Genomic DNA, 14,457 nt, shown 5'->3' with positions numbered 1-14,457 from the left:
TCGGCCCGGGGCTGTTCTTCGTGTTTCATCCGCATGAGTTGACGACAGGAGATCAGATTCGATGAAGCGTGCGATCCGTGCCGTCGCCATTGCGGCTGGTCTGACCGTGGCAGCCTGCGGCACCACCCCCAAGGCCGAGGACATACCGCAGGAACCGCCGCCCCGCGCGCTCACCATCGGCATCAAATTCGATCAGCCCGGACTGTCGGTGAAGGGACCCGACGGCAAACCACACGGATTCGACGTCGACACCGCCGTGTACATCGCCGGGAAGCTGGGCGTCACCCCCGAACACATCACCTGGCGGGAGGCGCGCTCGGAGCAGCGCGAGGACCTGTTGAACTCGGGCGCGGTCGATTTCATCGTCGCCTCCTACTCCATCACCGCGGCCCGCCAGCAACTGGTCTCCTTCGCCGGGCCCTACCTCATGGCCGGACAGGACCTGCTCGTACGGCAGAGCGAACACGCCATCGACCAACCCGAGGACCTCGACGGGCGCACGGTCTGCACCGCGGAGGGCTCCACCTCCGCCGACAAGATCCGACGCAGCTTCGCCCACAGTGTGAAACTCACGACCCGAGACACCTACGCGCAGTGCGTCTCCGACCTCATCGCGGGCACGGTCGACGCGGTCACCACCGACGACGTCATTCTGGCCGGGTACGCCCACGAACACCCGGGCCTGCTGCGCGTGGTCGGACACCGTTTCACCCGCGAGCGCTACGGGGTCGGGGTGCACAAGGGGGACTTGGATTTACAGAGTCGCATCACCTCGGCCATTCGCCTGATGATCGAGGACGGCAGCTGGCGGCGCGCCATGGAGAGCGATCTCGCGGCGAGCGGATACAAGCCGCTGCCCGCGCCGGTTGTCTTCAATGCCCCCGACAAAGTGGTCGAACCCGGCGATCCCACCACCCTCGACCCGGAATTGGTGAATGCCGCCGCGGCCGTCGCCGCCACCTCGAATGCCCGTGATTGGGAAGGCTTCCGCTCGCTGGTCTGCCCCGAAACCGCCGACGCCATTGATGAAATCGTTTTTCAATACACTCCGCAATTCGACAAAACGCTCGGCGCGGAGGTGAAGAACGCGGGCTACACCAATACCGTCACCGGAGTCACCCAAACCGACCCGAACTCCGCGACCTTCGCATTCCACGAAACCTTCACCAATGTCCCCGAGAAATACCGCGGCTACTTCAAGGACATCGACTACACCGGAAGCATGGTCCGCCGCGACGGCTCCTGGAAACTGTGCGCCCTCGCCGCCGACTTCGTCGAACCGTGAGCGCGCACCGGAGTTCGACCGCCGAATAATGCGGTGCACCGGGACGGGCGGTGCACCTACCCTCGACGGCAGTCGAAAGGAAGGACAGTCCAATGTTTCCCGTCGAGCTGCGCGGCACCCGAGCGCAGACGCTCATGTGGGCCCACGAGCACGAGGTCGAACCGGCCGCGCTGCAGCAGTTGCGAAACATCGCGCAACTGGAGTGGGTGTACGGCGTGCGAGTCATGCCGGACGTCCACCTGGGCAAGGGGGCGACGGTCGGATCGGTCATCGCGATGAAGGACGCGGTCGCGCCCGCGGCCGTGGGGGTGGATATCGGATGCGGGATGGAGGCCGTGCTGACCTCGCTGACGGCGAGCGATCTGCCGGACAATCTGCACTCGCTGCGGTCCCGGATCGAGGCGACACTGCCGGTCGGATTCAGGGCTCACGATGATCCGGTCGACGTGAACCGCTTGAACGCAGAGGTTTTCGGCCAGCATTCGGCGGGCACCACTATGCGGGCAGGCTGGGACCGCTTCTGGAAGGCGTTCGATTCGCTGGATTCGGCGGTCCACGCACGTGAATCCAAGGCGCACAAGCAGATGGGAACGCTTGGATCCGGAAACCATTTCCAGGAAATCTGCATCGACACCGAGCAGCGCGTCTGGATCCTGCTGCACTCCGGAAGCCGCAATATCGGCAAGGAACTCGCCGAGCGCCACATGGCCGTCGCGCGCGCCCTGCCGCACAATGCCGACCTGCCCGATCGCGATCTGGCGGTATTCCTTTCCGGGACACCGGAAATGGATGCCTACCGTCGCGATCTGACCTGGGCGCAGGAGTATGCGGCCCGCAACCGCGCCGTCATGCTGGCACTGGTCTGCAAGGCCGTCCGTGACGAATTCGATGGGCTGGCAGTGCATTTCGATGAGCCGATCTCGTGCCACCACAACTATGTGGCCGAGGAGGTCATCGATGGGATGCCGATGCTGGTGACCCGGAAGGGTGCCGTGCGGGCGGGGGCCGGGGATCTCGCGTTGATTCCCGGGTCGATGGGTACGCGCTCGTATGTGGTTCGGGGTAAGGGGAATCCGGCCTCGTTCCAGTCGGCTTCGCATGGGGCGGGGCGGCGGATGAGTCGGAATGCGGCCAAGCGGCAGTTCACCGTGGCGGATCTGGTGGCTCAGACCGAGGGGGTGGAGTCGCGCAAGGACGCGGGGGTGATCGATGAGATCCCCGCGGCGTACAAGGACATCGATCAGGTGATCGCGGCCCAGGGTGATCTGGTCGATATTGTCGCCACGCTGCGCCAGGTGTTGTGCGTGAAGGGTTGACGGGTCAGCGGCGGCGGAAGGTCGCCGCCGCTCCCGCGCCCACCAGCAGGATGCCCACGATGAGCGGGAATCCGGTTTGCAGCCACTGGAACAGCGCGATGTGCATGTCGTCGGAGACCGGCAGATCGCCGATCAGGCGGAAGGTGTCGTCCGGGAAGATGAAATGGATGATCCCGGGCAGCACGCCCCACACCAGACCGGCGGTGATCGTGCCCGCCGCCGAATAGGCCGCCAGCGCCGCCACCACCAGGAATATCGCTGCGGCGATGACGATCTCGAAGGTCGAGCCGACGCGATCGGCGAAGTCACCCAGGATCGTCCACTGTCTGGTTCCGGCGGCGCCGCGGGCGGCGAAGGCGATGCCGATCGGGGTCAGGATCAGCCCCACCAGCGCGCCCGTCATCGTCCGTGACACACCGCCGCTCGTGCGAAATTGTGCCCCGGGCGGAGTCCACCCCGCGGGCGACGGAAACTTCTCCGGCATCTGCGTCTCCCTGCGCACCCCCGGACGCCCTTCGTGCCCGGAACCTAATTGTGCGTCCGGCCACGGGATTCCGCGCGATCTTGACCGGTCCGCAATCAAGGCGCTGTTCAGCGGTGTTTTAGAGGGCGAATTCATGTCCGGTTGGGAGTATTTGCACGATTGCGTCGGGGGCGAGATCGGCCGCGGCGGCACGGAAATGCTCGGCGCCCGCGCGGTCGCCCTTCGTCATGAGGCGGTCGCCGAGCGGGCCGCTGGAGAAGGCGTAGTGGATCGGGACGGCCACGCGGGGACGCAGCACCTTGGTGAGGTCGGCGGCCTCGACGGCGTCCATGACCACCTGCTTGTTCAGGGCCGGGCGGATGCGCAGGCCGTTCACCGGCAGCAGCGCGAGATCCAGATCCGGGAAACGCCGGGCGATTTCGTCGAGTTCGGCGATGCGCAGGGTGTCCGCGCCGAAGAAGACGGTGTGGCCGTCGGCGCGCAGCACGAAGGTCACCTCGGGGACGCCGTGGCTGGCCGGGGCGGCGGTCACCTCGACGGGGCCGAGATGGGTGCGCTGCCAGGGAGCCAGCTCGACCACGTTCGAGAAGCCCGCGGCGCGCACCTTGTTCGCCAGTCCCGGAACCACCGCGAAGGGCACCGATTTGTCGGGATAGGTGACGAGGGCGTCGAGATCGCAGTGGTCGTAGTGGCCGTGGCTGATGACGATGCCGGACAGCTCGGGCAGATCGGCCGCGGTGGCGAAGGCGCGTGGCTCGCCCTGGCGGTAGAAGCGGGTTTCCGACAGCCACGGGTCGGTGAGGATTCGGGCTCCACCGAAGTCGAGCAGGGCGCTGGCATGAACGACGCGGGTCACCGTGAGCATGGGTTTTCCTAACAAGACAGGCGTCTACTTAACGGCTGGCTCTAAGTAGACGCCTGTCTTGTTAACCTGTCAATGTGCCGGACCAACCAGTGACCGTCTCCCGCAACCGCAATCGCCGCGGTGAGGGCGGGCGCCTGCGCGACGAGCTCGTCACCGCCGCCAGCCGACTGCTCGAGGATCTCGACGGCCAGGAGGCCCTGTCCCTGCGCGCGGTCGCCCGCGCCGCCGGAGTCGCCCCGCAGAGCGTCTATCTGCAGTTCGCCGACAAACGCGAACTCCTCACCGCCGTCTATCGACTCCGCTTCGGCGAACTCCGCGAGGCACTGCTGGCGGCCCTCGCCCCGATTCCCGAAGACCAGGGCGCACAGCGGCTTTCGGCCCTCTGCCACGCCTTCGTCGACTACGGCATCGCGCATCCCGGCCATTACCGCGTCCTGTTCGGCACCGCCGGAACACCCGGCTGGGAACCCACCGAGGGTCAGCTCCCCGGCCTGCCCACCATGGAGCTCATGGTCGACACCGCGTCCGCCGCCGGCGTCCCCGACCCCGCCGCCACCGCGCAGTGTCTCTGGGCCGGTATGCACGGCCTCATCACGCTTCGCCAGGATCGCCCCAGCTTCCCCTGGCTGCCCCTCGACCACCTGGTCGACACCCTCGTCGCCGCTCACCTGCGGTATCCGGGGGTGCGAAGTTAGCCGAACATGCCGACGCCGACCCCGCGGTGTCGGTGCCGTGAGGCACGATGGTCGGCGTGACCTCAGCCGACCCGAATACCGCCGACCTCCTTCCCGCCGATACCGCCGCGTCCGGCGCGGGCGGACTGCGCGCGGACGCGGAACGGCTGCTGCGGGAACTGGCCGGGCCGAATGCCCGGCTGCGGGAGGATCAGTGGACCGCGATCGAGGCGCTGGTGGTGCAGCGGCGGCGGGCGCTGGTGGTGCAGCGCACCGGGTGGGGCAAGTCGGCGGTGTACTTCATCTCGGCGAAGCTGCTGCGGGCGCAGGGGCGGGGGCCGACGGTGATCGTGTCACCGCTGCTGGCGTTGATGCGCAACCAGGTCGCGTCGGCCGAGCGGGCGGGAGTCGTTGCGGCGACCATCAATTCGGGCAATGTCACCGAGTGGGACGACATTCACGCGCGGGTCGCGGCCGGAGAAGTGGACGTGCTGCTGGTGAGTCCGGAGCGGCTGAACAATCCGGACTTCCGGGATTCGGTGCTGCCCAAACTGGCCGCCGACGCCGGACTGGTGGTGATCGACGAGGCGCACTGCGTCTCGGACTGGGGGCATGATTTCCGGCCGGACTACCGTCGGATTCGCACGCTCATCGCCGATCTCGGGTCGGAGGTGCCGGTGCTGGCCACCACGGCCACCGCCAATGACCGGGTGGTCACCGATGTCGCGACCCAGATCGGCACGGACACACTGGTTTTGCGGGGCAGCCTGGACCGGGAGTCGCTGCACCTGTCGGTGGTGCGGATCGCCGACGCGGTGGAGCGCACGGCGTGGCTGAGCAAGCGGCTGCACGAGCTGCCCGGTTCGGGCATCGTCTACACGCTGACCGTCGCCGCCGCGCACGATCTGGCCGATGTGCTGAACTCGCACGGGCACACCGTCGCCGCCTACACCGGGCAGACCGATCCCACCGAACGCGAGCACCTCGAGGCCGCGCTGCTGAACAACGAGGTGAAGGCGCTCATCGCCACCTCGGCACTCGGAATGGGTTTCGACAAGCCGGATCTCGGGTTCGTGGTGCACCTGGGCGCGCCCTCCTCCCCCATCTCCTACTACCAGCAGGTGGGCCGCGCGGGCCGCGGGACCGAGCGCGCCGAGGTGATACTGCTGCCCGGCCCGGAGGACCGCCAGATCTGGAGTTACTTCGCCTCCGTGGCGTTTCCGCGCGAGCACATCGTGCGCTCGGTGCTCTCGGCGCTGGACACCGATCGCCCGCTGTCCACCGCGGCACTCGAACCGCTGGTGGAGCTCAACCGCTCACGCCTGGAAATGGTGTTGAAAGTCCTTGATGTGGACGGTGCGGTGCGCCGGGTCCGCGGCGGCTGGCTCGGCACCGGCCAACCGTGGGTCTATGACACCGAACGCTACGAGCGCCTGAGCCTGGCCCGGGCGGCCGAGCAGCAGGCCATGATCGACTACGAGTCCACCACCGGCTGCCGAATGACGTTCCTGCGCAGCCAACTCGACGATCCCGGCCTGGTGCTGGGCACCCACTGTGGCCGCTGCGACAACTGCACCGGCACCCGCCAGGACACCACGGTGGACGCGGCCGCCCTCGCCGAGATCCGCACCCGCCTGGACCGCCCCGGCATCGACCTCGCGCCGCGCAAGCAATGGCCCACCGGCCTGGCCAAACTCGGAATTCCCCTGTCCGGCAAGATCACCGACGGCCCCGAGACCGGTCGCGTCCTGGGCCGCCTCAGCGACCTGGGCTGGGGTCAGCGCCTGCGCCCCCTCCTCGACGGCCCCGACGCCCCCATCCCCGACGAGGTCTTCCGCTTCTGCACAACGGTACTGCGCGAATGGGATTGGGCTCAGCGCCCCACCGCTGTCACGGCTCTCGACTCCGGCAACCGCCCGATCCTGACCCGCTCCCTCGCGGCCCGACTTGCCCAGGTCGGCCGCCTCCAGGACCTCGGCGTCCTGCACCTGCGCCCCGACCTGCCGCCGGTGTCGGCCGCCAATTCCGCCCATCGTGTCGCGGCCCTCCACAATGCCTGGGAGACACCGGATCTCACCGCGATCGAAGGCCCCATCCTCCTGGTGGACGCCCTCACCGACACCGGCTGGACCTTCACCATGGCCGCCCGCACGCTCCGCGCCGCCGGAGCCGACGCCGTCCTGCCTTTCGCCCTCGCCACCCCGTCGTGACCTCGGTACGCTCGAATCAGGAGGGGAATCATCATGAGCGACAACGGAAACCAAGAACCCGACCCGCGGGCACGGTGGCGCAAGCTGCCGCCGGAGCCGACCGTATGGATCGAGGAGACCGACCGGGAACCCGCGGCGGTGGATTACGGCACCACCTACGATCCCGATCGTGACGTCGCCCGGTACGGCATGGGCGGCACGCCCTGACGACGCTCAGGTCTCCGCGGCGGGCCCGCGGTTCTTGAGATTGTCGATCGCGTCGACGTAGCGCAGCATCAGGCGGGCGAAGTCGAGGCGGTCGCGTTCGGGCCAGTCGGCGGTGATGTATTCGAAGGCCGCCCGCTGGCGGCGGCGAAACTCGGCCATGAACTCGATGCCCTGCGGGCTGAGTTCGAGAACCGCGCGGCGACCGTCGAGCTGAGAGGGAACGCGGCGCAGGTAACCGGCCTTGATGTTGTCGGTGACCATGCGACTGGCCACCGATGGGTCCACGCACAGCGCGGCGGCGACACCGCCGACGGTCATCTCCCCCGTCGACCCGTCCGGCCCCGTCGGGCAGCCCAGCACCATGCCCAGCACCAGGGCGCGGGTGGAATCCCTGGTGGAGATGGGGTTTTCGACCTCCTGCAGGACACCGCGCTTGAGCTTGCCGAATGCCGGGCCGATGGCATCGAGCAGCTCGTCGGGGGTGCGGTCGTCCTGGGTCATGTGCACATCGTAACCACATGCATACCGGAACATATGTGTTGACGGACAAATGTGTGCATGACAGCATGCATTTGTTCATATGCATGGATTCCCCCTCGATCGGAGTTCGCCATGACCATCCTCGTCACCGGTGCCCGCGGCCAGATCGGCCGCGCCGTGATCGACAGCCTGCACGCCCGCGGCCTGCCGGTTCGCGCTGCCAGCAAGGATCCCTCCGCCCTCGAACTGCCCGCCGGGGTCGAGGCGGTCGGTCTCGGCGGTGACGCCGAAAGTCTTTCCACCGCACTGCAAGACGTGCGGCAAGTCTTCCTGTACGCCAGCCCCGAACTCGCCGACGCGTTCACCGCCGCCGCCGAGCAGGCCGGTGTGGAACACGTTGTGCTGCTGTCCTCCTCGGCGGCCGAGGGGTTCGATGCCGACGCCAACCCCATCGCCGCCATGCACATCGCGGTCGAAAAGGCGCTCGCCGCTTCGACTCTCACCACCACGACGCTGCGACCCGGCGGATTCGACAGCAATGCGCTCGGCTGGAGCGAGGCCATCGCGGCCGGGCGACCCGTCGAACTCCCGTATCCGCAGGTCGCCCTGGCGATGATCCACCCTCGAGACATCGCCGATATCGCGGTCGCCGCCCTCACCGGCGACGAATTGCGCGGCCGCACGGTCGCTCTCACCGGTCCGGAGCCGATCAGCTTCCAAGCCCAGGTCGGCGCGATCTCGGCGGCCATCGGTCGCGAGATCCCGGTCCACACCATCACCCCCGAGGCGGCCCGAGAACAGATGGTGCGCACCATGCCGCCGTTCATCGCGGACGCGCTGCTGTCGACGTGGGCCGCGTTCGCCGATCGCCCGCAGGCCCCCGCCGACACCACCGAGACCCTGCTCGGCGTCCCCGCCCGCACCTTCGCGCAGTGGGCACGCGAGAACGCGGCCGCCTTCGCCCCGGCCTGACCGCGGCGGGGACCCCGACCCGCCGAACCGGTTGCCCTTGGTCGCGGAAACCGCTGTCCACCAGGGGCGGAGCGCGTAGGCTCAGGCAAATCCCGCAGTCGCCGCAATGATCCCGGGGAGTTCTCATGGCGTCCGCAGCACCCAAGGTTCCGCCCCTGCCCCTCGTGCGCTTCCTCACCCGTGTCCGCGACGGTCTGGCCGCCCTGCAGCGGCGGATGGTTCCCGGACACATCGCGCTGCTGGAACTGTCCACCGTGGGCTACCTCACCCAGGCCGCCTGCGCCGCGGCCGAACTCGGCATCGCCGACGCGCTCGCCGAGGGTCCCCGCCAACCGGCGGACCTGGCGCGCGCGATCGGCGTGAACGAGGACGCGCTACGGCGGTTGATGCGCCTGCTGATCAGCGGCGGGGTCTTCACGCAGCGACGCGACGGGGCGTATCAGCAAACCGGAATCTCCGAGGGGCTGCGCTCGGACGCGGCGGTCTCGCTGCGAGATCTGTTCCGGCTCTTGGGATCCGACCTGCACCGCAAACACTGGACGACCCTGCCCGAGTCGGTGCGGCGGGGCAGGTCCCTGTGGCCCGAGACCGAGGGGATGGAGTTCTTCGAATACGCCGAGCAGCATCCGGAGGCCGGGGAGCTCTTCGACCGCGCCATGACCAGCGTCGGCTCCCTGGCCACCGAACCCATCCAGGCCGCCTACGATTTCGGGCGCTACGGCTCGATCGTGGATATCGGCGGTGGTCGCGGCAGCCTGCTGCTGGACATCCTGCGGCGGCATCCGTCCATGCGCGGCACCGTCTTCGACCTGCCGCGTGTGGTGGAGAGCCTGCCGGAGCAACTGCTGGGCCCCGGCCTCACCGGTCGCCTCACCTTCGAGAGCGGCAGCTTCTTCGACTCGGTGCCCAAGGGCGGCGACGCCTACCTGCTCAAACACATCATCCACGACTGGAACGACGAGGACGCCGAACGCATTCTGCGCACCGTGCGCACCGCCATGGAATCCGAGGCGCGGCTGCTCATCATCGACGTGGTCATGCCCGAGAACCAGCGCCCGCATCCGGGCAAGGTCATCGACCTGGAGATGCTGGTTCAGACCCCCGGCGGGCGCGAGCGCACGCAGACCGAGTTCGGAAACCTGCTCTCCCGCGCCGGTTTCGTGCTCACCCGCGTGGTGCCGACGGTCGCCCACGTCAGCGTGATCGAGGCTCATCCGTCCTGGTGAGTCCCCCCCGAGACCACCGCGAGCCGCCCGAGACCGATAGGAGGTCGACGACGGCCCGGGTGCTGGTCGGCCCCCTGCACCGATCCACACCCGGGCCCGTCGACGCCGCCCGCGGGGCGTGCGCGGCGCAATCCCACACGCCCGCCACGGGCCTGCTGCCCCCTGATTCGGCTGTCGCGCAGACGCGTTCAGGCGGAACGGCGGATCCGTGGGCCGACAACCCCTGCGGCCCGATCGGTCCAGCCGTCCGCCATCTGCGCCAACAGGAACCAGGCGGCGTGTACTTGTTCGTCCGATACCTTCTCGGCCGTCTTCAGCAGATGCACGGCGCGCACGTGGGCGGCCGCCATGGCATCCACCACGGCCCCGAGGGATTCGGCCCGCGCTGCACCCCTCGGCAGCGCCCGGCTCATCACCCATTCGTCGATGAACGTCACCAATTCGGCTCGTAGTTCGTCGATCCCGCCGGTGTCGCCGGGGCGGTCCCGGCGCTGCAGGTGCAGTTCGGCCAGCGCCCGGGCCCAGCGGGTGACCGCGTGATCCTCGGGCTGATCGCCGATGTGACCGCAGAAGGCGGCCAGCAACTCGTGCCAATCGGGCAATAGCGGGCGATTCTCCTCGAAACTCGCATCGGTCGAACTTCCGGCACGGCCGCTCGCCCGCCACAGGTGTGTGCTATCAGGTTGGGGTACGTACATACCTACCTCCACGGCGGTGCGGCGCACCCGGAGCCGCGGGCGGCCGCCGGACCGCGAGCCCGGCGCGGCAAGGGCGGACCGCGCCGGATCCGGGCAACCGCTATCGGCGAAGGGCACATCTCGATGCGGCACCGGGTGCACTTCCAGAATGACCGCTGCGGCCGTCCCGCCCACTGCCCTTCCCCCGCCCTGCGACTGCCTCTCGCCCCAGAGACCAACCGGCCGGTCTGTACCCGTTACTCGCCCTCTCCCCCAACGCAATTCAGCCGTAACCGCGCGACAACCTCCCCGTCGCCCGCACCCGTTAATCGGTCGTTCCGGCGTGCTTTTGGCCGGAATCCACACCGGCAGGCGAGGTCCCGGCCAAGAACACGCCAGGATGAGGAGAACGAGAGACGACGGCGCACGGATGACGCGTCCTGGAGGGCGGGACGGTCAGACCTTGACGAGGTCGTCGGCGTGGACGACCGGGCGCTGCATGCTGTCGGGGAGGTCGGAAGTGGAGCGGCCCTTCATGGTTTCGAGTTCGTCGCTGTCGTAGGCGACGACGCCGCGGGCCACGGTGTGACCGTCGGGGGCGATCAGGTCGATCACGTCGCCGCCGTAGAAGTGGCCCGCCACCTCGGTGATTCCGGCGGCGAGCAGGGAGTGGCGGCGTTCGGCCACGGCGGCCACCGCGCCCGCGTCCAGGTGGACCGCGCCGCGCGCGTCGGCGGCGTGGCGGACCCAGAACTTGCGGGCGGAGAGTCGCACCGGGCGCGCAGCGAAGGCGGTGCCGACCGTCGCGCCCGAAAGGGCCGCGGCCGCATCGGAAGCCGCCGCCAGCAGCACCGGCACACCGGCGTCCGCGGCCAGGCGGGCGGCGGAGAGCTTGGAGGCCATGCCGCCGGTGCCGAGCGCGCCACCGGATCCGGCGATCACGCCGTCCAGATCGGCGCTGCTGCGCACCTCGGGAATGAAGGTGGCCGCGCCCTTGCGCGGGTCGCCGTCGTAGAGGCCGTCGACGTCCGACAGCAGGATCAGCGCGTCCGCGCCGACCAGGTGCGCCACCAGCGCGGCCAGCCGGTCATTGTCGCCGAAGCGGATCTCTTCGGTTGCGACGGTGTCGTTTTCGTTCACCACCGCGATGGCGTGCAGCGAGCGCAGCCGATCGAGGGTGCGCTGGGCATTGCGGTGCGGTTCGCGGCGACCGAAATCCCCCGCGCTCAACAGCACCTGGCCGACCACCCGGTCGTAGCGGGCGAAGGAGGTGCCCCAGGCGTGCGCCAACGCCAGCTGCCCGACACTCGCCGCGGCCTGCTTGGTCGCGAGATCCTTTGGGCGCTTGGACAATCCGAGCGGAGCCATGCCCGCCCCGATGGCCCCCGAGGACACCACGACCAGATCCGACCCGGCCCGCATGCGGCCCTCCACCGCGTCGGCCAGCTTGTCCAGCCGCCCGGTGTCCAGACCGCCCTCCAGGCTGGTCAGCGCCGAGGAACCGATCTTCACCACGACACTGCGCGCCGAGGCGATCGCCTGCCGCGCCGCGCTCAGCTCGCTCACCCGAGTGCCACCCGAACTCACTTGCACCACACCTCAATTCGCCCGCGATGCCGAGGCATCGTCGCACCCGAATCCGTTCCTCGACCGCACCGGCCGCCCGCCTGTTCGCGAACGGCCCTGCGGCACAGTATTACTCGTCGTCCTCGGTGACCAGACCGCGGCGCACGCGCGAGGCGTGCTTGCGCTCGGCCGCGCCGATGCGCTCGGTCTGGTCCAGGCGCGGGTCCACGCCGCGGCGGGTCATCAGGGTCTCCACACCCGCGGAAATCGACGGCTCCCAGTCGAAGCAGTAGTCCGCGATGGTCACCGAACAACCCGGCTCGGCGCCCAGCTTGACCAGCTCCTCCTCGACGCCGAGGCGGGCCAGGCGGTCGGCCAGGTAGCCCACGGCCTCGTCGTTGTCGAACTGGGTCTGGTGCACCCAGCGCTCGGGACGCTCGCCGATGACGATGAAGCCGCCCTCGACCTCCGGATCCTTGATGACCCGGAAACCGCTGTCGCCCTTGGCGACCGGGCGAATGATCTGCCGCTTCGGCTCGGCCTTGGGATGCGCCGCGCGGTACTGCGCGACCATTTCCGCGAGCGCGAAGGTCAAGGGCCGCAAGCCTTCCCGGCTCACCGCCGAGATCTTGAACACCGGCCATCCGCGCTTCTCGAACTCCGGCCGCACGAACTCGGCCAGCTCGTCGGCATCGGGGATGTCGGCCTTGTTGAGGATGACCACGCGCGGCCGGTCGGCCAGATCGCCCAGCCCGGTGTCACCCTGCAGGGCGGGCTGGTACGCGGCCAGCTCGGCCTCGAGCGCGTCCACATCCGAGATCGGATCGCGGCCCGGCTCCAGCGTCGCGCAGTCCACCACGTGGGCGAGCACCGCGCAGCGCTCCAGATGCCGCAGGAAGTCCAGGCCCAGGCCGCGGCCCTCGCTCGCGCCCGGAATCAGACCGGGCACATCGGCCACGGTGAAGGTGGTGTCACCCGACTGCACCACACCGAGATTGGGCACCAGCGTGGTGAACGGGTAGTCGGCGATCTTCGGCTTGGCCGCCGAGAGCACCGACACCAGCGAGGACTTGCCGGCCGACGGGAAGCCCACCAGGCCCACATCCGCCACCGACTTGAGCTCGAGCACGAGATCGCGCTCCTGGCCCTCCTCGCCGAGCAGCGCGAAACCGGGAGCCTTGCGCGACTTGGACACCAGCGCGGCATTGCCCAACCCGCCGCGCCCGCCCTGGGCCGCCACGAAGGTCGCGCCCGCGCCGATCAGGTCGGCCAGCACCTCGCCGTCGGTGCTCATGACGACCGTGCCGTCCGGCACCTTCAGCAGCAGCCCCTCGCCCTGCTTGCCATTGCGGTTGCCGCCCTCGCCGGGCTTGCCGTTGCCGCCCTTGGCGTGCGGATGGAAGTGGAAGTCCAGCAGGGTGTGGACGTTCGGATCGACCTCGAGGATCACATCCCCGCCATTGCCGCCATTGCCGCCGTCCGGGCCGCCCAGGGGCATGAACTTCTCACGCCGCACCGAGGCACACCCGTGCCCACCTTTGCCCGCGCGCACGTGCAAAACGACACGGTCGATGAATTTGGACATATCGGTGATCATCCTCCTTCAGGGACTAGTCGTTTGTGTTGCATGGGTTCGTGTTGAAAACAGCAAAGCGGGCCAGGGTTACTCCGAACCCTGACCCGCTTCGCGAAAAGCTAGTGGAGCGAACTCCGGTGCGCCGGTCAGGCGTTCACCGGCTCCGGCACCACGATGTTGACGGTCTTGCGGCCACGCTTGGTGCCGAACTGCACCGCGCCCGCCTCGAGGGCGAACAGCGTGTCGTCGCCGCCACGGCCGACGTTGACGCCGGGGTGGAAGTGCGTGCCGCGCTGGCGAACCAGGATCTCGCCGGCCTTGACGGTCTGGCCGCCGAAGCGCTTCACGCCGAGCCGCTGGGCATTCGAATCGCGACCGTTGCGCGAGCTGGATGCACCCTTCTTATGTGCCATTTCTCAAACTCCTCGTGCCGGGGTGACGAACCCCAAGTCGGATTACTTGATGCCGGTGACCTTCAGGACCGTCAGCTTCTGACGGTGGCCCTGACGCTTGTGGTAGCCGGTCTTGTTCTTGAACTTGTGGATGCGGATCTTCGGGCCCTTGGTCTGTTCGACGACCTCGGCGGACACGGAGACCTTCGCCAGCTTGTCAGCATCGGTGGTCAGCTCGGCACCGTCAACGACGAGCACCGGCGACAGCGACACCGAAGTGCCCGGCTCACCCTCGATCTTCTCGACCTTCACCAGGTCACCGACCGCGACCTTGTACTGCTTTCCGCCGGTCTTGACGATCGCGTACGTTGCCATCGGTCGGCTGCCCTTCTTTCTCTGTTCAAGTGCGCGAAGTGCTCGGCACTCTGCTCACGCGGCTGGTCGCCCGGTTCGCACCGGAAACCGCCGCAGACTGGTCTGGTGGTTTTCACCGCCGCCTCGGGCCTGTGGTTCTACCGAACCTAACC

Annotated in this window: 15 protein-coding genes; 7 read left to right on the top strand and 8 right to left on the bottom strand. The window is 68.6% G+C overall.

Annotation, left to right across the window (positions count from 1 at the left end; translation table 11 throughout):
* The first annotated feature begins 61 nt into the window (after positions 1-61).
* Both VMT65_RS29695 and VMT65_RS29690 read left to right on the top strand, forming a co-directional pair.
* Positions 62-1,285 (top strand): glutamate ABC transporter substrate-binding protein, encoded by a 1,224-nt coding sequence (locus VMT65_RS29695; RefSeq protein ID WP_326311784.1) that lies wholly within the window; start codon positions 62-64, stop codon positions 1,283-1,285.
* Between the two features lie 92 nt (positions 1,286-1,377).
* Positions 1,378-2,601: an RtcB family protein gene (locus tag VMT65_RS29690; protein WP_326311783.1), complete on the top strand. Its 1,224-nt coding sequence runs from the start codon at positions 1,378-1,380 to the stop codon at positions 2,599-2,601.
* A gap of 4 nt (positions 2,602-2,605) precedes the next feature.
* On the opposite strand, the gene VMT65_RS29685 is transcribed toward VMT65_RS29690, so the two are convergent.
* Together VMT65_RS29685 and VMT65_RS29680 are read right to left on the bottom strand one after the other, a co-directional pair.
* Positions 2,606-3,016 (bottom strand): hypothetical protein, encoded by a 411-nt coding sequence (locus tag VMT65_RS29685; RefSeq protein ID WP_326311782.1) that lies wholly within the window; start codon positions 3,014-3,016, stop codon positions 2,606-2,608.
* Between the two features lie 187 nt (positions 3,017-3,203).
* On the bottom strand, positions 3,204-3,950 hold the full coding sequence (locus VMT65_RS29680; RefSeq protein ID WP_326311781.1) for an MBL fold metallo-hydrolase: 747 nt from the start codon (positions 3,948-3,950) through the stop codon (positions 3,204-3,206).
* Between the two features lie 74 nt (positions 3,951-4,024).
* Between VMT65_RS29680 and VMT65_RS29675 the strand changes: the two genes are divergently transcribed.
* The 3 genes from VMT65_RS29675 to VMT65_RS29665 are packed head-to-tail and all read left to right on the top strand — an operon-like array spanning position 4,025 to position 7,041.
* Complete coding sequence (locus VMT65_RS29675; protein ID WP_326311780.1) at positions 4,025-4,645, top strand: TetR/AcrR family transcriptional regulator; 621 nt, start codon at positions 4,025-4,027, stop codon at positions 4,643-4,645.
* 47 nt (positions 4,646-4,692) lie between these two features.
* Positions 4,693-6,834, top strand: a complete 2,142-nt coding sequence (locus VMT65_RS29670; RefSeq protein WP_442790324.1) for a RecQ family ATP-dependent DNA helicase — start codon at positions 4,693-4,695, stop codon at positions 6,832-6,834.
* Between the two features lie 33 nt (positions 6,835-6,867).
* Positions 6,868-7,041: a hypothetical protein gene (locus tag VMT65_RS29665; protein ID WP_326311779.1), complete on the top strand. Its 174-nt coding sequence runs from the start codon at positions 6,868-6,870 to the stop codon at positions 7,039-7,041.
* Between the two features lie 6 nt (positions 7,042-7,047).
* Here the strand turns inward: VMT65_RS29665 and VMT65_RS29660 are convergent, their stop codons facing one another.
* Complete coding sequence (locus VMT65_RS29660) at positions 7,048-7,542, bottom strand: MarR family winged helix-turn-helix transcriptional regulator (protein ID WP_326311778.1); 495 nt, start codon at positions 7,540-7,542, stop codon at positions 7,048-7,050.
* 111 nt (positions 7,543-7,653) lie between these two features.
* Between VMT65_RS29660 and VMT65_RS29655 the strand changes: the two genes are divergently transcribed.
* Together VMT65_RS29655 and VMT65_RS29650 are read left to right on the top strand one after the other, a co-directional pair.
* Positions 7,654-8,493, top strand: a complete 840-nt coding sequence (locus tag VMT65_RS29655) for an NAD(P)H-binding protein (RefSeq protein WP_326311777.1) — start codon at positions 7,654-7,656, stop codon at positions 8,491-8,493.
* Between the two features lie 125 nt (positions 8,494-8,618).
* Positions 8,619-9,719 (top strand): methyltransferase, encoded by a 1,101-nt coding sequence (locus VMT65_RS29650; protein WP_326311776.1) that lies wholly within the window; start codon positions 8,619-8,621, stop codon positions 9,717-9,719.
* 188 nt (positions 9,720-9,907) lie between these two features.
* Here the strand turns inward: VMT65_RS29650 and VMT65_RS29645 are convergent, their stop codons facing one another.
* The 5 genes from VMT65_RS29645 to rplU all read right to left on the bottom strand — a co-directional run bounded on the left by VMT65_RS29645 (position 9,908) and on the right by rplU (position 14,305).
* Positions 9,908-10,591: a hypothetical protein gene (locus tag VMT65_RS29645; protein ID WP_326311775.1), complete on the bottom strand. Its 684-nt coding sequence runs from the start codon at positions 10,589-10,591 to the stop codon at positions 9,908-9,910.
* 261 nt (positions 10,592-10,852) lie between these two features.
* A complete protein-coding gene (gene proB / locus VMT65_RS29640) occupies positions 10,853-11,953 on the bottom strand; it encodes a glutamate 5-kinase (RefSeq protein WP_326311921.1) in 1,101 nt (366 codons plus the stop codon).
* Between the two features lie 139 nt (positions 11,954-12,092).
* On the bottom strand, positions 12,093-13,547 hold the full coding sequence (gene obgE, locus VMT65_RS29635) for a GTPase ObgE (RefSeq protein ID WP_326311774.1): 1,455 nt from the start codon (positions 13,545-13,547) through the stop codon (positions 12,093-12,095).
* 137 nt (positions 13,548-13,684) lie between these two features.
* Positions 13,685-13,951 (bottom strand): 50S ribosomal protein L27, encoded by a 267-nt coding sequence (gene rpmA / locus VMT65_RS29630; RefSeq protein ID WP_040806195.1) that lies wholly within the window; start codon positions 13,949-13,951, stop codon positions 13,685-13,687.
* A 42-nt stretch (positions 13,952-13,993) separates the two neighbouring features.
* Positions 13,994-14,305, bottom strand: coding sequence for a 50S ribosomal protein L21 (rplU, locus tag VMT65_RS29625; protein ID WP_036547931.1), 312 nt, complete (start codon positions 14,303-14,305; stop codon positions 13,994-13,996).
* Positions 14,306-14,457: the final 152 nt, after the last annotated feature.

It is taken from the genome of Nocardia sp. CDC153 (assembly GCF_035818515.1).
In the GTDB taxonomy this organism is placed as follows: Bacteria; Actinomycetota; Actinomycetes; order Mycobacteriales; family Mycobacteriaceae; genus Nocardia.
The sequence above is the reverse complement of the archived record's forward strand: the minus strand, read 5'-3'. Positions and strand labels throughout refer to the sequence as shown.